This is a genomic window from Ruegeria sp. CH6 (assembly GCF_056537005.1).
In genome coordinates this window covers 767,998-793,885 of the sequence record NZ_JBQFQS010000002.1, presented here as the reverse complement: position 1 = coordinate 793,885, position 25,888 = coordinate 767,998, and the positions used below count along the sequence as shown (strand labels likewise).

The following is a 25,888-nucleotide window of genomic DNA, read 5'->3' as shown; positions in this document are numbered from 1 at the left end:
ACTATGACCTTCTGCGACGGCGACGGCCAGAATTTTCCTGATCTCCACCCGTGTTAAAGCTTGGATTTGGCAAGGTGACCACCTGCGCCAGTTCCGGGAACGGATCGGTTTTGTGCGGGATGGCGTTGGCGGCCACGAAATGATCCTGGAACTTAGGCTCGATTGCGGTTTCAACCTTGGTGATTTCCCGAACGACACGCTCGATTTCAGCACGCGCTGAGATGTTGCAGAGCGCGATCCGCGCACCAGTACCCGCCGCATTCCCTGCGCTGGAAACCTTGTCCAATGGGGCGTCTGGGATCATTCCCAACACCATCGCATGTTTGGTCGAGATATGCGCACCGAAAGCACCCGCCAGTACCACGCGGTCTACCTTGTCCACTTCCATCTCATCCATCAGCAGCCGTGCACCGGCATAAAGCGCTGATTTCGCAAGCTGAATTGCACGAATGTCACCTTGTGTGACGGTAATGCGCGGACCACCTTCGGCGCTCGCGTCGTGGATCAGGTAGGAATGGGTGCGCCCTTCGGGAGCTGAGCGTGACGTACCGGTTTGCTCGGCCGATCCGATCAGCCCGCTTTCGTCCAACAAGCCCGCGATACGCATTTCGGCGACGGCCTCGATGATGCCCGAGCCACAAATGCCAGTGATACCGGTTGTCGCGACATCCTGATCGAATCCTTCTTCGTCCGACCATCTTTCCGAGCCAATAATCCGGAACCGTGGCTCTTTTGTTACCGGATCGATTTCGATCCGCTCAATCGCCCCGGGGGCGGCGCGTTGACCCGAACTGATCTGGGCACCTTCGAACGCAGGGCCTGTGGGTGAAGAGCAGGCCAGAACACGGCTGGTATTGCCAAGTAGAATTTCAGCGTTTGTGCCCACATCTACGATCAAGACAAGGTCTTCGGATTTGCCGGGTTCCTCGGACAACGCAACCGCGGCACAGTCGGCTCCCACATGACCCGCGATACAGGGCAGGATGTAGACCTGTGCGCGGGGGTTCATATTGGTCAGGTCCATCTCGCGCGCGGGCAGGGACATGCTTTCCGACGTTGCCAGAGCAAACGGTGCCTGACCCAATTCTACCGGGTCAAGACCCAGCAAGAGGTGGTGCATGACCGGGTTACAGACGAAAACCGTTTCGACGATCAGCTCCGCATCAATCCCCGCCTCGTCAGCGATCGAGGTCGTCAGGTCGTTGATGGCCTCGCGGACGGCCTTCGTCATCTCCTGGTCGCCGCCGGGGTTCATCATCGAGTACGAAACGCGGCTCATGAGGTCTTCGCCAAAGCGGATCTGCGGGTTCATCAGACCGGATGATGCTTTAACCTCTCCAGTTTCCAGATCAGTCAGGTGAGCAGCGATGGTGGTCGAGCCGAGGTCGATGGCCAGACCGTAAAGCCCATGTTCATGAAGGCCGGGCCAGATTTCGACGACCTTGGCCACTTCGTCCTTGTGACCCTTGTGGACTGCGACGGTGACTTCCCATTTGCCTTTACGCAGAACGGGCTGCAGCTTTGACATCAGTGAAAGGTCAGCGGTTACGGCCTCGATCTTCCACTGCTCGCGCAGGGCACGCTCCAGCCGTTCCAGATCGCCAGTGGGAGAGTGCATGTCGGGCTCTTCCACCACGACAAAATACAGACGGGTTGCCGGGTCCATGGTGATCGCGCGCGCCGCTGCTGCCTTGCGAACGACCTGACGATGCACCTGGCTTTCGGGCGGAACGTCGATGACGACATCGCCCTGAACTGTCGCCTGACAGCCAAGCCGACGTCCGGGTTTCAGGCCACGCTTGTCATCATATCGCTGCTCGACAGCGTTCCACTCACTCAGGGCATCTTCGGCGACGGTGACACCATGTTTGGGGAATTCACCAAAGCTGGGTGTTATCTGGCATTTCGAACAAATGCCGCGCCCGCCACAAACCGAATCCAGATCAACGCCCAATTGACGGGCCGCAGTCAGAATCGGTGTGCCGACGGGGAAGTGCCCGCGTTTGCCCGAGGGAGTAAAGACGACAAGGGGGTCGGTGGTCATGATCGGCCTGCCTTTTGTATTCGCGCGTATGCCGCGCAAGATATGGGTTTGTGCGCAAAGGGAAAGGGCATTCAGCGGCACGTTTTAGGCAGCTTGCGTCGTTTTCCGGCGTGGCATCGGCGCGCAGCCCGAAACATCTTGGGTTCAGGGGCTTTTCCTTCGGCTGAATCCATGTAATAGGGTCACCGCCAAACGGGCTTTTGCATGGGGTAATCAGATGCAGATTCGTGAGGCACTCACCTTTGACGACGTTCTATTGGTTCCGGCGGCTTCGTCGGTACTGCCGGCGACGGCGGATACCGCAACGCGCGTGACGCGTGAAATCACCATGAATATCCCTTTGCTCAGCTCGGCAATGGATACGGTGACCGAGGCGAGAATGGCGATTGCCATGGCGCAGGCTGGCGGTATTGGGGTCATCCACAAGAACCTGTCCGCTGAAGAGCAATCGCGCGAAGTACGGCGTGTCAAACGGTTTGAATCCGGCATCGTTTACAACCCCGTCACACTGCGGGCGGATCAGACGTTGGCTGACGCCAAGGCGTTGGTTCAGCGCTACAATTTCACGGGTTTCCCAGTCGTCGAAGACGATGGTCGGGTTCTGGGCATCGTCACAAACCGGGACATGCGGTTCGCGACATCTGATGACACTCCGATCAAAGCCATGATGACGACTGATAATCTGGCGATGCTGCGTGAACCCGCGGATCTTGAAGAAGCCAAGAGCCTGATGAAGGCCCGCCGAATTGAAAAGCTGCTGGTGGTTGACGCCGAAGGCAAGTTGACCGGTCTTCTGACTTTGAAAGACACCGAACAGGCTGTTCTGAATCCAACCGCTTGCAAAGACCGTCTGGGTCGTCTGCGGGTCGCAGCTGCAACTTCGGTAGGTGATGCCGGATTTGAACGTTCGGAACTGCTGGTAGACTCGGGCGCTGACATCATTGTTGTCGATACGGCTCATGGACATTCGCAGGGTGTCCTGGATGCGGTGAAACGAGTGAAAACGCTTTCGAACGAAGTGCAGATCATTGCTGGCAACGTTGCAACCGGAGATGCTGCGAAAGCGCTTATTGATGCAGGTGCGGATGCGATCAAAGTGGGTATTGGTCCTGGCTCGATCTGCACAACCCGAATGGTTGCCGGTGTCGGTGTGCCTCAGTTAACCGCGATTATGGATTGTGCGGCAGCCGCGGGTGATGTGCCGGTCATCGCTGATGGCGGCATCAAGTTCTCGGGCGATTTCGCCAAGGCCATCGCTGCGGGCGCGTCCTGTGCCATGGTGGGTTCGATGATTGCAGGAACGGATGAAAGCCCGGGCGAGGTGATCCTGTATCAAGGCCGGTCGTTCAAATCCTATCGCGGTATGGGCAGCCTTGGAGCAATGGCTCGGGGGTCTGCGGACCGTTATTTCCAAAAGGATGCGGCCAACGACAAACTGGTTCCTGAAGGTATCGAGGGGCAGGTGCCTTACAAAGGTTCAGCCAGTGCAGTTATTCATCAGCTCGTTGGTGGATTGCGTGCTGCAATGGGATACACCGGATGCGCGACAGTAGATGAAATGCGCCGCAACTGTAACTTCGTCAAAATTACTGGCGCTGGCTTGAAAGAAAGCCACGTGCATGACGTTCAGATCACGCGTGAAAGCCCGAACTACCGGGTAATGTGAGCCGTGTTAAAGTAAATGCGGCGCTCCAACCGGGGCGCCGTTTTGCGTTATGAATGTCGGATCCATCCGGTTCGGGATTAAATCAAACTAGGGAATTGCAATGACCCCTGCCGCGCGTGTTCAGGCCTCGATCGAAATTCTTGACGATATTCTTGCCGGCGCGCCGGTAGAGAAGGCGTTGACAGGTTGGGCGCGTCGCAGCCGGTTTGCCGGGTCCAAGGATCGGGCGGCCATCCGTGATCATGTTTTCGATGCACTACGACACAAGCGATCCTTCGCCGCGCAGGGTGGAGCAGGGACTGGCCGAGGGCTCATGCTTGGCTCGGTACGTGCTGCAGGGACCGACCCGAGTGTCTTGTTCTCGGGGGAACGGTACGCGCCAGAGCCAGTTGATGGAACCGAGAATGCGCGTGCGTTCATCAGCGATGCAGAGCGCTATGACATCCCTGACTGGCTCTGGCCGGAGTTCAAGCAGTCGCTTGGGGAAGAGGCTGAGGCAGCCGCAATAGCACTGCAGAACAGAGCGCCTGTTCACTTGCGTGTAAATGTTGCCAAAACGGATGTGGCGGAAGCAATAGATTTGCTTGAGGCCGATGGCATCACCGCCGTTGAACACCCAGCGTGCGATACCGCGCTTGAGGTGACAGTGGGCGCACGAAAAATCTCGCAATGCCGAGCCTATACACAAGGGCTGGTTGAACTACAGGACGCAGCCAGTCAGGCGGTCGTTGCCGCATTGCCCTTGCAACCTGGCATGCGTGTCTTGGACTACTGCGCGGGTGGTGGTGGTAAAGCGCTGGCATTGGCCGCACATAAGGGCGTTCAGGTTTATGCCCATGATGCCAATCCAGGGCGTATGCGTGATCTGCCTGCGCGCGCCCAGCGCGCGGGGGCAAACATCTCCGTGTTGACCACTGGTGACGTTGAAAAGAAAGCCCCCTTCGATCTTGTGCTTACAGACGTGCCGTGTTCCGGAAGCGGATCGTGGCGTCGCGCACCTGCTGGCAAGTGGTCTTTGACTGCGGAGCAACTGAAGGAGTTGTTTGCAATCCAAACAAGGATCCTTGAGACAGCTTCTGGTTTGCTGAAGCGGGATGGAACATTGGTGTATGCAACGTGTTCAATGCTGAATGCTGAAAACCAGGCTGTTATAGCGACGTTTTTGAAGGAAAACTCTGACTGGAGCAACGGGTTTCAAAAAATGTGGTTGGTTACACAAGGGGCCGATGGTTTCTTCTCAGCACACTTGACGAGAGCGTAGATTCTACAACACAACCTATAGAAGATTGCGTCGCCGGCATCCCGTTAAGCGGCGGTTAACCAATTGCAGGTCGTTATCGGCGTGCAAATTCTGATTTAGGTTGTTGATGTCCGATACCGCTGCACCGTTTCCTGATCTGTCCGACCGTCATCTTCCCGATGTTACTCGCCTGGTCCCGGTTACCGTGCTCGCCGTACTGATTTGCGCTCTTCCAGTCTTTGAAGTGCTTCCTGCCAATTGGAATCCGATAATTCTGATCATCGGTGTGTCCGTGTTGGTGGCAACGGCGGCCGTCACCCTAAAAGAGTGGATTGCAGTTCGCTCGTCGCAGCAGGTCAAAGCGCTCCTCGCAACCTTTGTTGAAAAGGAGGATGAGCCTTGTTTCATCGCTGATGCTCAGGGTGAAATTCTTGTTGCAAACAGGTCTGCAAAAGACAGGTTCAACGCTGTTACTGGAACACGGCTGGATGTCTGTTTGAGATCCCTCTTTGCCAATCCATCCGCGATCCTGACACGACTGCAATCTCTGGCTGAAGTGCAGGGAAAAACACGCGAAGATATCGTAACCAAGGGTCGTACGGTTCCGATGTCCGCGTACTCTCTTGGTGGTGGACTGATTTACTGGCGCGTTAGGATCGCTGAACAGGGGCAATGGGCAAGGATCTCATTGCCCGTGCTTACTTTGGGGCGCAGTGATGTTATTCTGGACATGAATATTGCAGCACGGGAACTGATCGGGTTGGCACCTGCAGCATTGGATGTGATCTTGTCTGAACCGCTTTCCGACAAGGCACAAGTCACTCGAATTCAGACCCCAAGCGGAGAAACACGCGTAATAGCTTCTGAAGTGCGCCGCTATGGATCGGGCAGGGATGTAATCCTAATCCCGTTTCAGGAGACGCTGGAAGGTCAGTATTCCACTCCGTTCGCTGATCTACCTGTTCCGGTGATGCGGCTGTCACCAACCGGAGAGATACTGGAGACCAATCGGCTTGCTGCAAAGCTGATTGGAAAGACAGGCTGCGGCGAGACCAATATCGAAAGCATCATGCACGGTTTGGGCCATCCGGTTCGTGAATGGTTGGCACAGACCGCAACGCAAGACGTTGCACCAAGGTCGGAATTTCTGCGGTTGAGCAGGAAGGACAAAGAAGTCTTCGTACAGGTCACACTTGCTCGTACGATTTTGGACGGACAAGTAGGGCTCATAGCTGTCCTAAATGATGCCACTGAATTGAAAACGCTCGAGGCGCAATTCGTGCAAGGACAGAAAATGCAGGCTGTAGGCCAGCTTGCTGGTGGTGTTGCCCATGATTTCAACAACTTACTGACAGCGATATCAGGACATTGTGATCTGTTGTTGTTGCGACACGATCAGAGTGACCCGAATTATGGTGATCTGGTTCAGATAAATCAGAATGCCAACCGAGCGGCCGCGCTGGTTGGCCAGTTACTTGCTTTTTCGCGCAAACAAACCCTGCGGCCTGAAGTGCTTGACCTTCGGGATACGATTTCAGATCTGATCCATTTGTTGAATCGGCTGGTGGGAGAAAAGATTCGGCTGACCCTCAGCCACGATCCAGTTCTCAAGCCAGTCCGAGCTGATAAACGACAGCTGGAACAGGTTTTGATGAATCTCGTCGTCAATGCCCGTGACGCAATGCCGGAAGGTGGGGAAATCCGAATTGAAACCGAAGTTTTGATCGTCAACCAGGCCATTGCTAGGGATCGTGCCACAGTACCGGTTGGTGAATATGTGACCGTTAAGGTCATCGATAGTGGCTTCGGTATACCTGCCGACAAGCTGCAAAAAGTATTCGAACCGTTCTACACCACAAAAAGGACCGGAGAGGGCACGGGTTTGGGCTTGTCGACCGCCTACGGTATCGTGAAACAGACCGGCGGTTTCATTTTTGTTGACAGTATCGCAGGCAAAGGAACGGAATTTACCGTGTTCCTGCCGGTTTGTGCAGCGAGCGAAAGCACCGAAACGAGCGAGCAGAACACTCCGGATGTTCATTCATCGCGTCAGGGCGAAGGGGTGGTTCTATTGGTCGAGGATGAAGCACCGGTGCGTGCCTTTGCCACGCGGGCGTTACGCCTCAAGGGTTTCACTGTGCTTGAGGCGGAATCCGCAGAAGATGCGTTGAAGTTGCTGGAAGATTCCGAGCTGAACGTGGATGTGTTTGTTACTGATGTTGTAATGCCGGGCATGGACGGGCCGACCTGGGTCAAAAAGGCGATGGAAACACGACCCGATGTCCGAGTGGTGTTCATGTCTGGATACACTGAAGGTGCATTTGGTGACTCAGGGCCCGAGCTTCCCAATTCGACATTTCTGCCCAAACCGTTTTCCCTGAACCAATTGACCGAAGCGGTGCTTCAGCATCTCAGCTAGTTGGACCTGAATGAGGGGCGGGTCAGGTGGACCACTCCAGACAGTATTGTACTCAGAAGTGCAGAAACATCAGTGAGGGGTTAGGTCATTGTCGGCTATGCGCCATTCTATGGACCGAGAGCAGACCTATCGACACAATCCAAGGGACCAGAATCCCTCTCTGATATACATGGGTGAAGTTCATTGCCAAAGCCGCAAATGTAAGGGTAATCGTGATTACGGTGGCACGGCCCAGTGCTTTGTGTGGCGTATCTGACTTTACCAGCAAAGCGGAGACTATCGCGGCCAGAAAGATCAGCGCCAGGCCGAACAAGGCCATCAAACTACCTTCGTTTGCGAGCAGAAGGTACAGGTTATGGACGGAAATATTGTCAGCGCTGACCTCGCGATATCGACCTCCGCCCATGCCTATTAACATATAGTCCGGGAGAAGCCGCCATGCTTCGACCATGAGGTCTGCACGGTCATCGAATGTACCTGCTTCCTGCAGATCACCTTCTAAGATCGGTGTCAGCACTCTTCTCCTGAAAGTTGGGGGAAGAATGAGTTCAGCCCATCGTAAACCGATTGCAACAATGCAAGTAATAGCTGTCGTCCATATCAGAAAGACTTTGAATTTACCTAGTAATAGCAAATAGATAAGGGCGCAGATGAAGGCGCCCGCAAGGCTGGAGTTCGAGCTTGTGAAGATCAATGTAATGAATGTCAGTACGAAGAAGCCCAGAAAAACAGCCGGTCGGAACGCTCGCGCGAGGCCCAGGTACCACAGTATTGGGAACCACAGCACAATAAGGCCAGCCAAGCCGTTGGGGTTGTCCACAAGCCCTGTAACCCGTCTGTTTCCACTTACCAATATGAACTGCCGACCTTCTTTGGTTGAATATCCGACGGCATAGGCGATCATTCCGATCAGGCAATTGAGGCCAATTGAGACGACTCCGACCTTTGCCAGCAATACAGCCTCTTTATAGGGGCGGCCTAGAATCGCCAGCGGAAGCAAAACCAGTGAAAAGAAATACTGCACGATTACAACAAAGGCATTCTCAGGATTGCCGTGGGCAATGCCTCCGATCAGCAACCCCGCAACGACCATACCAACACCCAGCATCCACATTGAGGTGGCCGAATGAATGGGGAATTTGGGAATGCTGCGTGTACACCGCAGCATCAGGGACACGGTCAAAAAGAAATCACTGGCGGTAAAGAGTATGAATGGAGCGCGGAATGAGATGAAAGTGCTAAACAAAACCCCCAGAACGGCGCAAAAAAGCTCAGCTTGTTCAAGCGACGTTTTGGGCCGGTTAAGACTAAGTGCTCCTTTCATCATCTCTTCTACTCTCAATCATAAACAGGCGGCATCTCGTTCACAGAACACTAACAAATGTACCGTGATTGATCCGTTACCTACATTCCTACACCGTCGCCGGCTAATTCATGAAGAAACTCTTCCAGATTTGTCCAACCGTCACCATCGCGATCGAGTGCTCCGTCACTTTGATCTTCGGGGTTCAGTCCCTTGTCCCGCTCCCAGTCATCAGCGATGCCGTCCTTATCTAGATCGTCATATGGCACGGTGCTGATCAGCTCGGGCCATCCGCCTACTTTTTCAGGATTTCTTTTGAGAATGCGACCGGAACGCGCCCGAACTTCATCGAGAACGCGTTCGTCAACACTGTCTCTCTCAGGGCGTGTCGCTCCTGCGTTTTGCAAGACTGTTTCGTACACAGATGACGCCGGATCAGCTTCAACTAACGGTGTTACGACTGGTGTATCGACCACGTATTCTCGATGCTCTGGAGCCAGAACAAGCTCTTCGGGCAGGTTACTGTCCGCGCGATTGTCTTCGTCGATGTTGTCTTTCAGAAACAGCCGGTAGCCGTGTTCGCCACCGTCGAATAGATGCACCAGCTGGTCTGAAGCTATGTTATTGCCCGTGAGCTTCAGGTTTCCGATAATATTTGCCGCCACTTCAACCCAGTGATTGTCGAGTGCGACCACGTATTGCCATCGTGGCGAGTACATCAGGTTGTTCACAATCTCGATGGTCGTCCCTGGTTCCTGCGGTGAAATCTGCGGGTTTCTGAAAATGCTATGAGAAAACAGGTTGTGATGAACGCTGAAGTTGCCACCTTTGGTCAGTAGCATGTTGCGAGCGCGATTGCTCTTGCCGGGACCACCACTCAACAACGGTTCGCTGAAGATGCTCCATTGTACAGTCAGCCGTTCGGCAAACTCGGAGTCCATCGTTTCGTCGCTGCCCCAGCTGGCCGAGATATGGTCGAAGATGATATCGCGGCTTGCTCGGGTATATACTCCGATTGCCCCCGAGCAGCATGACTTTACTTCATGAGGGCCGGGGCGGATACGCACGTGCCGGACGATTACGTCATGGGTATGGATTTCCAAAGACGGGCGCAATTGAAGGGGGCCGTTGCGAATTGCGATGCCACCGCCCGGAGCAGTTTCACCTGCTATCGTCAGGTATGGATTTACAGCAACCAGTGACTGTCTTTCCAAAACAATGGTTCCGCTGACCCTGAAGATACAGGTTCTTGGTCCGCGATCCTGAATACAGTCCCGCAAAGATCCGGGGCCAAACTCATCTGTATTCGTTACATAGATAGCTCGGCCACCACGACCCCCTTTGGCGGCTGCGCCGTGTCCTTCGGCAGTAGGAAATGCCCGTTGTTGACCATCCGGAAGCTGGGGAGGGAAGGTTTTTTGTCCGACATTATCCTCGGCGAGAGCTAGGTTGGCCGGGGTGTAAACCAGAATGAGAAGCAAACCACGAAAGAGAAGCCCAGACCGTTCCTGCGAACGCGGGCGCGGGTTTCTAAGGAACCGCAATGAGCTATGCATGAGCGCGACATCCCATCAGACTGAAAAGGTTAGTGACTGAACACTTGTGCATGCAAGCTCAGTCTTTTGAAATTTTCTGCGCTCCGACGATCATTGAATCCCGAAGATTTAGCGGGACAACGAGCTGACCGATAAAGTCAGGAAACTTGAAACGCATCCATTTCGGAAAATAGCTAAGCGTTCTTTCCAACAGGTAGTTGATCGGAAAGTACCAGGTCGGTCGACGGAATTCTGTCTGTCTTAGGTTCGCTCTCTCGAGCGCAAAGTTAATAGTTTTGGGATCAAAATAGCCGATATGCGCGACACGGTAATGCCACCACCGGCGTCCCATCAGCCTTGCGACCAATGAAAGGCGGTCGGGCGTAACGACGATCAAAGTACCATTCTCGGACAACAACTCTGCAGCCGTCGCTATGAGGCCTACCGGATCGGGGACGTGTTCGATCACGTCCACGATGGTAATAAGATCAAATTTCCCCGAGATTTCAGGATGTGGAAGTACGCCCTTCAGAACAGGAATACCAAGGTCATTTGCTGTTTCCTGAAGGCTCTGCGATGGCTCAATACCAACCGCATCAAATCCCATTTCGTGGGCCTCTTCGACAAGAATACCTGAACCGGCACCCACATCGAGCAAGCGCAGTGGGTTGCTTGCGGTCGGTTGCGGCAAGCGCTTCAAAAGCGCACGTTCCTGCAACGCGCGTTGTTCGCGCGTTTCTTCATAGCCGGGATCGTCCATGTCTTCATAAAACTGAAGAACATCCATCATGTCGGTGCACTGATGGAACCCGCAATTGGAGCAGCGATCTATAGATGCTGTAACTCCATAGTCTGAATTGGAGATCTTAAAATTATCCTTTGATATATCCTGGGGAAGACTACTTTCGCGCACCGTTACCAACGTGTGCTGTCCGCATAACCAACAGGTAGCAGACGATCCGAGTTCTAAACTTTGAGCAACATCAACCATTTCTTAACCAATCACATTCCAATCAACTACTTCTAAATCGGCTTCGGACGCCAGCTTCATCAGGCGATCATTCGGATTAACAGCAACACCGTGCCTAGCGGATTCAAGTAATGAAAAATCCGAATGGTGGTCGCTGTAAGCCACATCAATGTCGGAACGACCTGCAGACTTTGCCCAATTCTGTACCGCTCGCGTCTTGTTCGAACCATAAAGGTTTTGTGAGGCCAGATCGCCGGTCAGTTTACTTCCGCTCCACTGTGCCTGTGTGCAAAGCACGTCTACCTTATCAATGCCCAGCCTCTCGGCAATTGCGAGGGCGTAGATATCAATGCTCGCCGTTGCGATGGCTATCCGATCACCGTGATTTTTGTGTCTCTCCAACACCGGAATAGCGCCAGGTCTGAGCTTTTTCGAGATCACACGTCCGGCGACCTCGTCACTAAGCTGTTCAACGAACTCACGTTCACATCCGCCACAGATAGCACGCAGAAAAACTCTCTTGAGCCACGTGTTGTTCCGGAGACCCATTTTATGCATGGCGACGGCAAAGGGCAGGGGAATGCAATAGACCAGGCGCAAGGGTCTTTTGCGCAGAACGCTCAATAGAAAGTAGACGTATGTGTCATTTGTTGTAATCGTCTGGTCGAGGTCAAAAACAACCAGATCAGGCGCTGTAGCTGGAACAGAGGATAGATGCGCAGAAGTCATGTTAGCGTCTCCGCGCGAATGTGATGTTCTTGTTGACAAAAAAATTCAGCAAGAAAATGACCGCGGTTACGATTATCTGGGTTAAGATATAGTTCGGCTGAAGAATTTTCCACAATCCGGCAAATAAAATGGCATTCAGCACAGCCGATATCATCGTAACGCTGGTGTAGGTCAAAAACTGAAGACCGACTCTGGCCGACGATCGAAACACTATCTTTCGCTGAAATATGTAGTTCACAGGTATCGCGCAAAAGAAGCCAATCACGCTGGCCACCACCGCATTTATCTCGGTGAACATGATCAGCAGGGACATAACGACCAGATGTACACCCAGCGCTATGAGCCCGCCGATAAAGTTCAGTGGAAGCAAAATGAACGTTGGCCTCTGACGCGTCATTCAAGTGCCTACAGCTTTGATTTCCAGCATCTCTTCAAGGAAGGGCAGTTTTATCTGCAAAAGGACGAACATGACGACAACCAGTATCAGAACCTGCGCAACCAATCCTTTTTGTTTATACAGGTTCTCGGGCGCTTGTGCGATGGAGTCCTTCGCGAGCCCAACAAACAGGTAGCGCCCGAACAGCATAGCCACGAAAGGTAGCGATAGAAGCAATTCTACTTTGTACTTCGTCAGGAACACTCCGAGAAATGCGGTCGAGAGGATCGCATAGACTACTGCGGAAACTAGCAGCTTTGATTCATCATAGTTCTTGAAGGACGCACGGTAGAGCGCTGCGCGACTGGGGTCATCGATCGTTCGATACTCGGCAAAACGCTTGATCGCCATAAGATATGCACCGCCAAACCAATATGAAATCAAGACGCTGGACGGCGCCACGATTGGCGGGACAAGAATGTACCATCCGGCAAAGAACCGGATTGGGTTGTTGATCGCCTCACTCAGTACATCAAGATAAGCCCGGTCTTTGGATCGAATAGGTTTGACGTTGTAAATGACACCCATGATCAAAAGGGCGAGGGCCGTCAGAAAGAAGGGGAAATTGATCGAGTAAGCCAGAACAAGCCCTACGATGCTCAGACCGGCCCATTGCAAAAACACGATGCGCCCGTCCACATCAGTTACAACAGAGGCTCTTTCTTTTTTTAGTGGATGATGGCGATCAAACTCACGGTCCAGCCATTCATTGATCGTGTAGTTGGCAGACGCGATCAAGCATATCGAAAATATGCCGATCAGCAGATTTACAAGAATACCCGCGTCAACCTGCGCTCCCATGATCCATGCAAGTATCGCGCCCGGGAGGATAAATATGTTTTTGAACCAATGGTCTATTCGCGCAAGCGAGACATAGTCCCGAAAACCAGCTTTTTTCATACCTCAACTCTTTCACTTTTTACCACAGGTGCCATCTGAAACAGACTTCTCGACAGAGACAGGCACATGCAATTTACAAATAGTTCTAACTGCTCAATCCAGGATCAGGTTCCGCAGCCTGCTGCCCCGACACCTTCAGCTCTAAAATCAAAACAACACCAGCGCACATGACGACAGCGACGATAGGCCAAAGAACCGCGAGATAGCGAACCGCAGCGATCGATACTATAGAAGACAATAACAGCAATCCGTGCAGCAAAAGAACAGCTAAGCCTGCACAGGTTAGCATTCGCCGTCCATTCCAGTTTTTTCCGAAACAAAGCACCGACAGCACAAGTATTGTTACGGAAATCACCCAGCCGATCGCCAGTACGATGTGAATTGCTGTTGCGTAGGGTGGCGTATAGACATCTCTGTTAAAGCGGCCAGAGGCATTGTCCATGGGTAGCGGCGAGTTGACTGCAATGTAGTCGTCGATCTCTTCTTGTGAAATCGCGTAGTAGAATGGTTGCCAGTGCGCGATGTAGTGCTTGAGCGGTAGAGACAAGAAGCCAGAAACGTTCCGCTTAAGCCTTTCCGCCCCAACTTCGCCCATCAACTGGCGCTGAGGTCGACCGGCTTGTTCGGCCAAGGCAGCCAGTTCGTCTTTCTTGTACCTGAACAGCATGTCAGCCTCGTATCCATGTAGGATGAAAAACGAGATGTGGCCTGGCGGAGCTTTGGCGATTGCCTCTCTCGCTGCCTGTGCTTCGCCGTATTCAAGAAAGTTCCAGATCTCGGTCCGCGGATCTTCGGCAGGATAGGGGCTTTCGCCCGCTGAAATGACACCACTTTTGGAAAACAGCACGTTTCCAAGAACACTTTCACGCTCGGCATCCTGATAGAGAGCATAAGCGAACTTTTCGGCTGCCAGTACGAGAACCACGCTGGCAATTGAAAACACAGCGGCTTTCCAGATTTTTTTGTGGTTCAGAAATCCGCTGGCAATCAATGTCACAACCAGTGCTGGCAAAGCAGCATATCCAACGGGGCGGCTGATAACCATCAGGCCGGCAGACAGGCCCAGCAACGCGCAAGACTTCCAGTCCAATTTATAGCACAAGCGTATGATGGCCGCTAAAAACAGACAGAGTGAGCTTTGGAATAGGGACTCCGTTAAGATGCTGTTGTTAAAATAGTAAGTCATCGGGTTGACGATGAGCAACAGGATCAGGACCAAGCCCAGATTGGGTTTTCCTGAGAACTTTGCAAATGTGACCGCAAGCACAGCTGCAGCAATCGAAAACAACCAAGTCTGAGCAATCACCGCGGCACGAAGCGGATGCGCCAGAGACTCAAATAAGTCGAGGAATGCTGGATAAACGACACCTCGATAAGCTTCTGCATTAATGTAGCCTATTGAATCCTTTGACAAAAACACATCCGACAGCTGAAAGACGGACTGAATGACCGCAGCGCCGAGAGCGATAACAACAATGAGTAGTCCTTGTCGAAGCTGGGGTTCAGCTTTGCGTTCCATCAATTGACACTCCGAATACTGATACTGATCACCAATGGTTTACAAATCGAGTGAGAAATTGTGGTTTGCGGTCTCACGAGCCGCTGGGTTTCCAGTGATCCTGGGCCAGACAGCCACAAGATCACTCGTTGAAGGTGGATTAGTAGTCGTCGTAGCTCCCGTAGTATCCATCGTAACCGATCCAACGGAATTTCTTGGGGTCTACATCATTTAGAATTGTCCCCAAAACGTTGAACCCGGCAAGAGAAAGGCGACGAGCGACGGTCCCAAAGGCGTCTTGTCTGGTTTTTCCCCAACGCGCGACCAGCAATACCGCATCTACCAAAGCATCGTTGCGATAAACCTCATCCAAAATCAGCGCCGGAGGAGTATCGATCACAATCAGATCGTACCTTGCAGTGAGCGCATCACGAAGCTTTCGCAGTTTGTTGTCGGCGGCATCTGTGAGTTCGCGGGTAGGAGACTCGACCGTAATCAGGTCCAGAGTACCCGCTGCTTGAGCCGCGATCGGCACCGGTTGCACAATCAGGTTGTCACCGTAGATGTCTGATCGTTGCACGTCATCAGGGTTTGAAAACAGCAGTTTGGTAGACCCGCGTCGATGTGTGTCGAGATCGATCAGCAGCGTATCCATGCCATCTGCGGCAGCGGACGCAGCAAGCACCGAACTGACGAGGGATTTCCCCTCGTTCGGGAGGCCCGAAGTAATCAGGATGATCTTCGCATCCTGAAATTTGATACAGTTGGTCAACACGCCACGGGCGGCCTCGGCCAGAGGGGATCGCGGGTTGTTCAGCAGATCCTCGATTACATGCTCAGAGTTGGCATCTGAGCTAATTTGTTTGGTGAAGTAGCCGAGATTTCGCAGCCCAGTAGCTTTGAGTATCTGCTGTTCATTTCTGATAGTTCGATCCAAACCTTCCCGAACCAAGGCGACAATAAAGCCCAGAATAATCGACATCATGCCAGCCAGCAGCGATGCGAGTACCCGGTTAGGCGCATAAGGTGAAATGGGAACACGGGCGACTGAGACCTGCACAGTACCTTCCTCAACCTGTCCGATGCGTGTCTCAAGCAGATTCAGGTTGTCTATTGCCGTCTGAAACCTCGAGCGCAGAAGTTCGATCTCACGCTCTTTGCGGAGGAGGGAAAGTTCCGAGCGTGTGCGCACTTGCAGTTTTTCTTCAGCTTCCGCGACGCGTGCCCGCAGAACTTGCTCTTCTTCTACCGAAATTCCCTGTTCGATACCGGCAGATAGAATCGCTTTCTCCCGCTCCACGTTGCTTCTGAGACGCACCATGACCTGGTCGTCGTCCAAACTGTCGTTGCGTATGAACTCGGCGAGTTCTGCTTCAGCTTGAGTGAGCTCTTCTCCAAGTAGTCCAACACGTCGCTTCAGGTCAGAAATGAACTTTTCCAAACGAGCGACGCGTCCGCTCAATTCGTTTTCAATATAGACGGAAATGACAGTGTTCGCCAAACTTGCGGCAAGTACCGGATCGGTCGAACGCCCTTCAACGGTAACTGCGTGGCTCTCTCCGGCACGGGATACGCTGTAGGAGCTAAGGACTTTGTCGATTACCGCTTCGCGGTGGATCTCTTCCGGGATCGGAAGGCCCGTAGTTTTACTGATGTTGTTAACGAAGCTGCTGTTGTCAAATAGGCTTAGTTGCTCGGCGACCTGCTCCGCGAAGTCTCTGGAACGAAGCTTGGCCAGTTCTGTTTCGACGCTTGCGCGGCCAAACTCAAATGTCTCCATACGGCCGGTCGCTTCACTGAAACGTGTCTCTGATACGGCCAGCACCATCTGTGCTTTGGTTTGATATCGATCCGGGATCGACGACATGTAAATGGCTGTAAGCGCAACGGTGACAACGACCAATATTGCGATGGCCTTCAGGTTACGACGCAGAAGTAGCCAGATATTTATGAAGTCGCCGGTCTCATCCTGACTGCCGACAACGCCATTCGAAGAATGCACGATAGTACTCCAACCTTAATAACCCGATCATTACGACGCTAAATGGGTATCAGAATCCAGTAAAATATAGTGACGATGTTTTATCCTCACTTTCTTTAACGCGGTAGATTATTTCCCAATGAAGCCGCAGTTTTATACCTCCATCATAAGTGTCGAGGACTGAAAGTATGCGAATTTGATCACTATTGTTCGGTTTGAATGGCCAAGGGCCAAATTTTTCGGATGCGTATCTGCATGATGGCTGCATCGAAAATAGGGGGTGTTTTGAGCTAATGTTTCCCATCGGTAAACAATGAGTGGCGTTCAATCGTTTTCCGATATCCAATGCATGGGGTCGCTTATGTGGTGTCTGAGATTTTGTGTTGGCAGAACCCGCGGTAAATCCAAGTGATCACTCTACGTCTTTGCTGACAGGGGCATTGCTCTGAAAATTAGCTCTTAATTCTTAAGCCTTACCCTCTGCGCTAGCCGTGAAATCAACGGAAACGTGGCTGTAAACGACTCCTTAACTCCTTTGAAGAACAGTGGGTCCGTAAAGTTTTTATTGAAATGTTCTCTTTTTGGTCCCATAAGGAACAAGAGGCGAACAAAGCAGCGATTGCCGCCCGATCAAGGGTGTGACAAAAGAGAAGGCGACAGGACAATGGCGGATCTTCTGACGATGAGCGATAAGAAAAACGCAGACAAGCAAAAGGCGCTCGACAGCGCGCTGGCACAGATTGAACGACAGTTTGGCAAAGGCTCGATCATGAAGCTTGGCGAAGATGCCAAGCAAGATATCGACGCGAGCTCGACCGGTTCACTGGGGCTGGACATTGCGCTGGGTATCGGTGGTCTGCCGATGGGTCGGATTGTTGAAATTTACGGGCCGGAAAGCTCGGGTAAGACGACGCTGACGCTGCATTGTATTGCTGAGCAGCAAAAGCGCGGTGGGGTCTGTGCCTTCGTGGATGCGGAACATGCACTGGACCCTCAATATGCCCGTAAGCTGGGTGTCGATCTGGATGAACTTCTGATTTCTCAGCCCGATACCGGCGAACAGGCACTGGAAATTACTGATACGCTGGTGCGTTCGGGCGCGGTCAACATGGTCGTGGTCGACTCGGTCGCTGCGCTGACACCCAAATCCGAACTCGAAGGTGACATGGGCGACAGTAATGTGGGCGTTCAGGCCCGCCTGATGAGTCAGGCGATGCGTAAGCTGACCGGCTCGATCAGCCGCTCGAACTGTATGGTGATTTTCATCAACCAAATTCGGATGAAGATCGGCGTGATGTTCGGCAGCCCGGAGACGACGACCGGTGGTAATGCTCTGAAATTCTACAGTTCGGTTCGTCTGGACATTCGCCGAATTGGCGCGATCAAGGACCGGGATGAGGTTGTTGGCAACCAGACACGAGTGAAGGTTGTCAAAAACAAGGTCGCACCGCCGTTCAAACAAGTTGAATTCGACATCATGTATGGCGAAGGCATCTCGAAAATGGGCGAACTGCTGGATCTTGGTGTAAAAGCAGGCGTGGTCGAAAAGTCGGGTTCGTGGTTCAGCTATGGCGATGAACGGATCGGGCAGGGGCGTGAGAACGCCAAGCAATACCTGCGCGACAACAGCCGCGCTGCGCTAGAGATCGAGGATAAGATTCGCGCCGCGCACGGGCTTGATTTCGACATGCCCCCGAGCGCTGAGGAAGATGACATCTTGGAGGCCTAACTGTCCTTTTGGGGACGTCAGAACCACTGCAATTTACTCAAGGCGGTCCAATCGGGCCGCCTTGTTTCGTTAGTGGTCCCAATGCTGTGGACTATCCGGGGGGACGGGGATAAACCTTCGCAGAACAATTTGAATGCGCGCTGAGAGAGCCTTATGCCAACGCTGAACGATATCCGCTCAACCTTTCTGAACTACTTTGCCAAGCAAGGGCACGAAGTGGTCGCGTCCAGCCCGCTTGTGCCGCGCAACGACCCGACTCTGATGTTCGTCAACTCAGGCATGGTGCAGTTCAAGAACCTGTTCACTGGTGTCGAAACACGCGACTATCAGCGTGCCACGACGGCGCAGAAATGTGTGCGTGCAGGCGGCAAGCACAATGACCTGGACAATGTAGGTTATACGGCTCGTCACCACACGTTCTTTGAAATGCTCGGCAACTTCTCATTCGGTGATTACTTCAAGCCCGAGGCGATCCCATTTGCTTGGGAGTTGATCACCAAGGAATTCGGCATCGACAAGAACCGACTGCTGACCACTGTGTATCATACTGACGACGAAGCGTTCGAAATCTGGAAAAAGGTCGGTGTTCCCGAGGACAGGATCATTCGTATCTCTACCAGCGATAACTTCTGGCAGATGGGCCCAACTGGTCCTTGCGGACCATGCACCGAGATTTTCTATGACCACGGCGACCACATCTGGGGTGGCCCTCCGGGTTCGGCCGAAGAAGACGGTGACCGCTTCATCGAGATATGGAACATCGTTTTCATGCAGAACGAGCAGTTCGAAGACGGCTCGATGGTGGAACTCGACATGCAGTCGATCGATACTGGTATGGGGCTCGAGCGGATCGGTGCCTTGCTGCAGGGGAGCCACGACAACTACGACACCGATCTGTTCAAGACACTGATCGAGGCTTCGGCAGATGTCACTAATGTCGATCCCTATGGGGATCAGAACGTGCACCATCGTGTGATTGCGGACCACCTGCGGTCGACATCTTTCCTGATTGCTGATGGGGTCATGCCCTCGAATGACGGGCGTGGCTATGTTCTGCGTCGGATCATGCGCCGTGCCATGCGCCACGCACATCTGCTGGGTGCTAAGGATCCGGTGATGTATCAGTTGGTGCCAACCTTGGTGCAGTTGATGGGTGCGCAATACTCGGAACTCGGACAAGCGCAGGCTTTGATCGAAGAGACGCTGCTGCTGGAAGAAACCCGCTTTAAGCAGACCCTTGATCGCGGTCTGAAACTGCTGGACGACGAAGTTTCCGGTTTGTCGGAAGGCGAGGCGCTGCCCGGGGATGCTGCATTCAAACTATATGACACATACGGATTTCCGCTGGACCTGACACAGGATGCCTTGCGCGAAAAGGGTCGCACCGTCGATACAGATGGTTTTGATGCTGCGATGGCCGAACAAAAGGCCAAGGCTCGTGCGGCATGGGCCGGTTCGGGTGAATCCGCAGATCAGGCCGTCTGGTTCGATGTTCTGGATACGGCAGGCGCAACAGACTTCCTCGGCTACGACACCGAAAAAGCCGAAGGGCAGGTGGCTGCGCTGGTCGTTGATGGTGCGCTGGTCGACAAAATCGAAAAGGGTGACAGCGGTTGGCTGATTGTCAATCAGACGCCATTCTATGGTGAAGCGGGTGGTCAGATCGGCGACACCGGTGAAATTCGTCGCCTGGAAGATCGCAATGATATCGCCCGCGTCGAAGACACCAGAAAATTTGCAGATGGCAAGGTCTACGCGCACAAAATCACTGTTGATCACGGCACCATCGGTAAGGGTGATGCAGTGGAACTTGAGGTCGATCATGCACGCCGGACCGCCATTCGGGCAAACCACTCGGCCACACACTTGCTGCATGAGGCGTTGAGGGAGACATTGGGAGATCATGTAGCACAGCGTGGTTCGCTGAATGCCGCGGATCGTCTACGATTTGACTTCAGCCATTCCAAGGCATTGACGCTTGAAGAAGTCAAAAAGGTTGAGCGGGAGGTGAATGACTTCATTCGCCAAAACTCAACTGTTGAAACACGTATTATGACACCGGACGATGCACGCGAACTCGGTGCTCAGGCCCTGTTTGGCGAAAAGTACGGTGATGAAGTTCGCGTTGTGTCGATGGGCAAGGCGCCTTCGGGCAAAGGGCACGATGGCGAGACCTGGTCGATCGAATTGTGTGGCGGAACGCATGTTCGCCAAACTGGAGATATCGGCACGTTCATTGTGCTGGGTGACAGTGCCAGTAGTGCAGGCGTGCGTCGGATCGAAGCCCTGACCGGTGATGAAGCGTTCAAATATCTGTCCGCTCAGGATCAACGCGTTGCTCAGGTTGCGCTGGAGCTTAAAGCACAGCCCGATGATGTCGTCGGACGTGTGAAGTCCCTTCTGGAAGAGCGCAAAGCGCTGCAAAACGAAGTTGCGCAGTTGCGCCGTGACCTCGCCATGGCCGGTGGACCTGGTTCTGGTGGCAATAATGAAGCCCGGGATGTGAATGGCGTAAAGTTCCTTGCGCAGGCATTGAGCGGTGTTTCCGGCAAGGATCTGCCCGCGCTCATCGATGAACACAAGGCGCGTTTGGGTTCGGGGGCAGTGCTGCTGATCGCCGACGCGGGTGGCAAGGCAGCGGTAGCTGCGGGTGTGACCTCAGATCTTACCGACACTGTTTCCGCGGTCGATCTGGTCAAGGCAGCCGTAGCTGAATTGGGTGGCAAGGGCGGCGGTGGTCGCCCGGACATGGCACAGGGCGGTGGCAAAGATGCATCCAATTCCGATGCAGCGATCAAAGCCGCAGAACAGGTATTGGGAGGATAAATTGGCAGCACTCTGGATCGCACATGTCACAGTGACTGACACTGAGGCCTATGGAAAATACGCAGAGCTGGCTGGTCCGGCGATCGCGAAACACGGTGGTGAATTCATCGCGCGCGCAGCCCGCTATGTTCAGTTGGAAGGAAAAGAGCGACCTCGAAATGTCGTCGCTCGTTTCCCGTCAGTTGACGCAGCTGTGGATTGCTACCACTCACCTGAATACCAGAAAGCGCTGGATCACGCTCGCGGGGCAAGTGAACGTGAATTGGTTGTTGTAGAGATCACTGAATGAGAATCATCTCGGTTCGCACAGTCGAATCCGAGTAAAAACATTGAGCCGTCAAGGTTGTGGAGGCATCTGCCACTTAATTGACGTATAGAGCCACCCTTGCGATGCACGGGGTGGTTTTTAAGTTAAAAAAAGCATGTTTAATCAATCGCTTGCAGGGTGCATTACCTCTGATTGAGCGATCACTCTATCACAGATTGTGTCCATTGATGCCACTTTCTTGAGCAGAAATGGCCATATTGAGTGACGAATTTCCGCCGCTTTTGCCTTCCAACTTGAGCTAAGATTGCACTGGCCTAGGTGTTTACGGATAAGTTCCTAAAACCGAATATGGTCTTGGCTTGCGGCAATCAATCGTTGGTCATGGATTGAGGGACAGGCATGAAATCGTTTGGCATCAAGTTTGGCGCATTTGTTGCGCGCACTGCTGCGGGTTCAGCCCGGACCATTGGGCTTGTTGCGCTGGTTTGTGGATCGGTCGTCGCAGGAACAAACGCGAACGCGGCAGAAACTGCCTTTATTCCAAGCGTGGCAGCGTCACCGCCACCGGCCGGGGCTCAGCAACTTTGCCGGCAATACACTTGGGCTTGTGCAAAAAAGGCTGCGATTTCGCTTCCCAGTCATCAGGAATTGCGTCTGGTCAAACAAATCAACCGGCAGGTCAACGCTTCGACACGTTCGGTGAGTGATCAATCGCAGTACAAAACGCGTGAACGCTGGGCGCTGCCAACATCTCTGGGCGGAGATTGCGAGGACTTCGCACTGCTTAAAAAAAGAGATTTGATCAGGGCAGGTATAGATCCCAGTAAACTGCTTATCGCTACCGTACTGGATACGCGTCGGAACGCTCATGCAGTTTTGGTTTATCGTTCTGGCCAGGGCGATCTTGTCTTAGATAACCTGACCAATAAGATTAAACCCTGGTCTGCGACACAATATCTGTTCCTGCGTATGCAGGACCCCAAGCAGCCGCGTAGATGGGTTGGTGTATACGGAAGAAGCTGAGTTCAAACAGCTTATCGAATTCTGGTTTCGAGAAACCGATATAGGAAAGGGCGCGTGTAATCGCGCCCTTTGATCGTTCTGCAGCCTAATCAGTCGAGGCCAGCGCCGCCTTGACCACCGGTTGTGCCGCCATCGCCGGACCCACCACCGTCACCGGAACCGCCGCCATCGCCGCCACCACCGTCACCGGAGCCGCCGCCATCGCCGCCGCCACCGTCACCGGAGCCGCCGCCATCGCCGCCACCGCCATCGCCACCAGAGCCACCGCCATCGCCACCAGAGCCACCGCCATCGCCACCAGAGCCGCCGCCGTCGCCACCAGAGCCACCGCTGCCGCCGGAACCACCGCTGCCGCCGGAACCACCGCTGCCGCCGGAACCACCGCTGCCGCCGGAACCACCGCTGCCGCCGGAACCGCCGCTGCCGCCAGAACCACCGCTGCCGCCAGAACCACCGCTGCCGCCAGAACCGCCGCTGCCGCCAGAACCACCGCTGCCGCCAGAACCGCCGCTGCCGCCAGAACCGCCGCTGCCGCCAGAACCACCGCTGCCGCCAGAACCACCGCTGCCGCCAGAACCACCGCTGCCGCCAGAACCACCGCTGCCGCCGGAACCACCGCTGCCGCCGGAACCACCGCTGCCGCCGGAACCACCGCTGCCTCCGGAACCGCCGCTGCCTCCGGAACCACCGCTACCGCCGGAACCACCGCTACCGCCGGAACCACCGCCAGTTGGAGTTACACCACCGCTCCCACCGGAGCCGCCACCCGAGCCGCTGCCGCCTGAGCCGCTGCCACCCGAACCACTGCCGCCAGTTCCACCACCGGTGCCGCTGCCGACGACATCTTCATCATTTTCGTTCGCACGGCCGTCACCAGACCGCTGATCGGTCGCTGAAACTGTTGCTGTTGGAAAGTCGGTGAGCACCGCTGCAAAGCCCGGGCAGGTTTTCAAGGTGCGGGCAAGAATGTCCTCGAAGTCAGCGCGCCGCTGAATATAACGCAACATTCGCGCGTCAACGACTGTACATGCGCAGAGCGTTTCGGTTGAAACTGATTGCTTAGCTGTTCGAACCGTACATTTCTCGGCTGCTTGTGTTGCACCACCGGCCAGTAGGGGAAATGTCGCGGAAGCAAAAACGAAAGATAACAAACGCGGTTTGATGCGCATAGCGCCTCTCCTTGAAACTCTTTACTTACTCCGTTGCCTTATGCACCGTTAAACCATCGGTGTTTATGAACAACGTCACACTTTGGACATAAATACACCTTTGTCCGGCCGGATTTACAAGGGCGTACTTGAGGGATTCCGTTAAAGTTGACTCACCTATAAGTAGATTATCCATAGAAATCAGAAAGAAGACCTGACGTAACGGCAGGCCTTCGGTTTCTGATCATTTTCAGAATGGATGAAAAAATGTCACAGGTGTGCCATTGTTTCCAAACTGTTCGGCATGAAATTGCCTTAAATCAGGCTGATTTAGCCATGCGCTTGCGTTCGTGGGGGTCAAGAAACCGCTTTCGCAGACGAATGGCATTGGGTGTAACCTCAACCAGCTCATCGTCATCGATGTAGGCGATTGCTTCCTCCAGCGAGAACTGGACATGCGGAGTGAGTCTTACTGCGTCGTCAGATCCGCTGGCGCGTACGTTCGTCAGTTTCTTGCCCTTCAGAGGGTTCACTTCCAGATCGTTATCACGCGAATGCTCGCCAATGACCATGCCCTGATAGACATCTGTCTGCGGGCCAACAAACATGCGACCACGCTCTTCGAGGTTCCAGAGGGCGTAGGCTACAGCCTGGCCATTCTCCATCGAAATCAGAACCCCTGCACGACGACCAGGGATAGGGCCCTTGTGTGCCGCCCAACCATGAAAGACGCGGTTCAGAACGCCGGTGCCGCGAGTGTCGGTCAGGAACTCACCGTGATAGCCGATCAGGCCGCGCGAAGGCACATGCGCGATGATGCGGGTTTTGCCGGCACCCGCGGGGCGCATCTCGACCAATTCTCCTTTGCGGGCGCCGGTGATCTTTTCGATAACCGCCCCCGAGTATTCGTCGTCCACATCAATTGTGACTTCTTCGATCGGCTCCAGACGCTGTCCGTCTTCCTCGCGGAACAGAACCTGCGGACGCGAAATGCTGAGCTCAAAGCCCTCGCGGCGCATGTTCTCGATCAGAACACCCATCTGCAATTCCCCACGGCCAGCGACTTCGAAGGCTTCGCCGCCCGGAGTATCGGTGATGCGGATCGCGACGTTCGATTCAGCTTCTTTCATCAGTCGATCACGGATCACACGTGACTGGACTTTTTTGCCGTCGCGTCCAGCCAGAGGCGAGTCGTTGATGCCAAAGGTCACGGTGATCGTTGGTGGATCAATAGGCTGCGCGGGCAGGGCTTCTTCGACCTGCGGCGATACCAGCGAGTCGGCCACGGTTGCCTTGCTCATGCCAGCAATGGTGACGATGTCACCGGCTTCGGCTACGTCGATGGGCTGTTGCGCTAGACCACGGAAGGCCAGGATCTTTGACGCACGGAAATTCTCGATCAGCGTGCCGCCGCGGCTCAGCGCCTTGAGGCTGTCACCGGCTTTCAGCGTGCCACTTTCGACACGGCCGGTCAGGATGCGACCGATAAAAGGGTCGCTGCCCAGTGTGGTGGCCAGCATGCGGAAGGGTTCGTCTTTCTTCTCGGCCTGTTTCGGGGCAGGGACGTGATCGACGACAAGATCGAACAGGGCAGTCAGGTCCTTGCGCGGTCCGTCCAGCTCCATATCTGCCCAGCCCGAACGGCCCGAGGCGTACATGGCGGGGAAGTCCAACTGGTCATCGTCGGCCCCCAAGTTTGCAAACAGGTCGAAACATTCGTCCAGCGCGCGGTCAGGTTCGGCGTCAGGTTTGTCAACCTTGTTCAGTACCACGATGGGGCGCAGGCCCAGCGCCAGCGCCTTGGAGGTCACGAACTTGGTTTGCGGCATCGGGCCTTCGGCAGCATCCACCAGCAGGACAACACCATCGACCATGCTGAGAATACGTTCTACTTCGCCGCCAAAGTCGGCGTGACCAGGTGTGTCGACGATGTTGATGCGCGTGCCTTTCCATTCGACCGAAGTCGCCTTGGCCAGAATGGTGATGCCGCGCTCACGCTCAAGATCGTTGCTGTCCATGGCGCGCTCGGCCACAGCCTGATTTTCCCGGAAAGCACCGGATTGTTTAAGCAGCTCATCGACCAAAGTCGTCTTGCCGTGGTCAACGTGAGCGATGATTGCGATATTGCGCAGGTCCATGAGAGGTCAGCCTTTGAACGGGAAGTTGCCGCGCG

At 54.1% G+C, this 25,888-nt stretch carries 19 protein-coding genes; 7 read left to right on the top strand and 12 right to left on the bottom strand.

Translation table 11 applies throughout. The features are described 5' to 3' along the window. Window position 1: 1 nt before the first annotated feature. On the bottom strand, window positions 2-2,044 hold the full coding sequence (locus ACR0CW_RS08220; RefSeq protein WP_480787411.1) for an ASKHA domain-containing protein: 2,043 nt from the start codon (window positions 2,042-2,044) through the stop codon (window positions 2-4). Between the two features lie 217 nt (window positions 2,045-2,261). Between ACR0CW_RS08220 and guaB the strand changes: the two genes are divergently transcribed. The 3 genes from guaB (at window position 2,262) to ACR0CW_RS08205 (ending at window position 7,369) form a co-directional block, all read left to right on the top strand. Continuing rightward, window positions 2,262-3,710 carry an IMP dehydrogenase gene (gene guaB, locus ACR0CW_RS08215; RefSeq protein WP_480738390.1) on the top strand — a complete coding sequence of 483 codons (1,449 nt, stop codon included), beginning with the start codon at window positions 2,262-2,264 and terminating at the stop codon, window positions 3,708-3,710. Between the two features lie 100 nt (window positions 3,711-3,810). Further along, window positions 3,811-4,971, top strand: a complete 1,161-nt coding sequence (locus tag ACR0CW_RS08210; RefSeq protein ID WP_480787410.1) for an RsmB/NOP family class I SAM-dependent RNA methyltransferase — start codon at window positions 3,811-3,813, stop codon at window positions 4,969-4,971. Window positions 4,972-5,077: 106 nt separating this feature from the next. Continuing rightward, entirely contained in the window at window positions 5,078-7,369 is a 2,292-nt protein-coding gene (locus ACR0CW_RS08205; protein ID WP_480787409.1) for an ATP-binding protein, read from the top strand. 85 nt (window positions 7,370-7,454) lie between these two features. Here the strand turns inward: ACR0CW_RS08205 and ACR0CW_RS08200 are convergent, their stop codons facing one another. The 8 genes from ACR0CW_RS08200 to ACR0CW_RS08165 form a co-directional block, all read right to left on the bottom strand. Further along, a complete protein-coding gene (locus ACR0CW_RS08200) occupies window positions 7,455-8,537 on the bottom strand; it encodes an O-antigen ligase family protein (RefSeq protein ID WP_480787408.1) in 1,083 nt (360 codons plus the stop codon). Window positions 8,538-8,773: 236 nt separating this feature from the next. Then, window positions 8,774-10,228, bottom strand: coding sequence for a hypothetical protein (locus tag ACR0CW_RS08195; RefSeq protein WP_480787407.1), 1,455 nt, complete (start codon window positions 10,226-10,228; stop codon window positions 8,774-8,776). A gap of 58 nt (window positions 10,229-10,286) precedes the next feature. Beyond that, window positions 10,287-11,198, bottom strand: coding sequence for a class I SAM-dependent methyltransferase (locus tag ACR0CW_RS08190; protein ID WP_480787406.1), 912 nt, complete (start codon window positions 11,196-11,198; stop codon window positions 10,287-10,289). 3 nt (window positions 11,199-11,201) lie between these two features. Continuing rightward, complete coding sequence (locus ACR0CW_RS08185; protein ID WP_480787405.1) at window positions 11,202-11,906, bottom strand: HAD family hydrolase; 705 nt, start codon at window positions 11,904-11,906, stop codon at window positions 11,202-11,204. Beyond that, entirely contained in the window at window positions 11,903-12,307 is a 405-nt protein-coding gene (locus ACR0CW_RS08180) for a hypothetical protein (RefSeq protein ID WP_480787404.1), read from the bottom strand. Before ACR0CW_RS08180 ends, ACR0CW_RS08185 begins: the two co-directional genes overlap by 4 nt. Next, window positions 12,304-13,242 carry a UbiA prenyltransferase family protein gene (locus ACR0CW_RS08175; RefSeq protein ID WP_480787403.1) on the bottom strand — a complete coding sequence of 313 codons (939 nt, stop codon included), beginning with the start codon at window positions 13,240-13,242 and terminating at the stop codon, window positions 12,304-12,306. Before ACR0CW_RS08175 ends, ACR0CW_RS08180 begins: the two co-directional genes overlap by 4 nt. 85 nt (window positions 13,243-13,327) lie before the next feature. After that, window positions 13,328-14,761, bottom strand: coding sequence for a hypothetical protein (locus ACR0CW_RS08170; protein WP_480787402.1), 1,434 nt, complete (start codon window positions 14,759-14,761; stop codon window positions 13,328-13,330). Window positions 14,762-14,900: 139 nt separating this feature from the next. Beyond that, window positions 14,901-16,742 carry a GumC family protein gene (locus ACR0CW_RS08165; protein WP_480787401.1) on the bottom strand — a complete coding sequence of 614 codons (1,842 nt, stop codon included), beginning with the start codon at window positions 16,740-16,742 and terminating at the stop codon, window positions 14,901-14,903. A gap of 643 nt (window positions 16,743-17,385) precedes the next feature. Here ACR0CW_RS08165 and recA point away from each other — a divergent pair. The 4 genes from recA (at window position 17,386) to ACR0CW_RS08145 (ending at window position 22,567) form a co-directional block, all read left to right on the top strand. Beyond that, window positions 17,386-18,450, top strand: a complete 1,065-nt coding sequence (gene recA, locus ACR0CW_RS08160; RefSeq protein WP_170333218.1) for a recombinase RecA — start codon at window positions 17,386-17,388, stop codon at window positions 18,448-18,450. Between the two features lie 153 nt (window positions 18,451-18,603). Then, the gene (gene alaS / locus ACR0CW_RS08155) at window positions 18,604-21,276 is read left to right on the top strand and encodes an alanine--tRNA ligase (RefSeq protein WP_480787400.1); all 2,673 of its coding nucleotides are present in this window, start codon (window positions 18,604-18,606) and stop codon (window positions 21,274-21,276) included. A 1-nt stretch (window position 21,277) separates the two neighbouring features. Then, window positions 21,278-21,565: a DUF1330 domain-containing protein gene (locus ACR0CW_RS08150; RefSeq protein WP_155141852.1), complete on the top strand. Its 288-nt coding sequence runs from the start codon at window positions 21,278-21,280 to the stop codon at window positions 21,563-21,565. A gap of 378 nt (window positions 21,566-21,943) precedes the next feature. Next, the gene (locus ACR0CW_RS08145; RefSeq protein WP_480787399.1) at window positions 21,944-22,567 is read left to right on the top strand and encodes a transglutaminase-like cysteine peptidase; all 624 of its coding nucleotides are present in this window, start codon (window positions 21,944-21,946) and stop codon (window positions 22,565-22,567) included. Between the two features lie 85 nt (window positions 22,568-22,652). Here ACR0CW_RS08145 and ACR0CW_RS08140 read toward each other — a convergent pair whose 3' ends face one another. The 3 genes from ACR0CW_RS08140 to typA all read right to left on the bottom strand — a co-directional run bounded on the left by ACR0CW_RS08140 (window position 22,653) and on the right by typA (window position 25,853). Beyond that, complete coding sequence (locus ACR0CW_RS08140) at window positions 22,653-23,273, bottom strand: hypothetical protein (RefSeq protein ID WP_480787398.1); 621 nt, start codon at window positions 23,271-23,273, stop codon at window positions 22,653-22,655. Between the two features lie 30 nt (window positions 23,274-23,303). Continuing rightward, entirely contained in the window at window positions 23,304-23,432 is a 129-nt protein-coding gene (locus tag ACR0CW_RS08135; protein WP_480787397.1) for a hypothetical protein, read from the bottom strand. 603 nt (window positions 23,433-24,035) lie between these two features. Beyond that, on the bottom strand, window positions 24,036-25,853 hold the full coding sequence (gene typA / locus ACR0CW_RS08130; RefSeq protein WP_480787396.1) for a translational GTPase TypA: 1,818 nt from the start codon (window positions 25,851-25,853) through the stop codon (window positions 24,036-24,038). Between the last annotated feature and the right edge of the window lie 35 nt (window positions 25,854-25,888).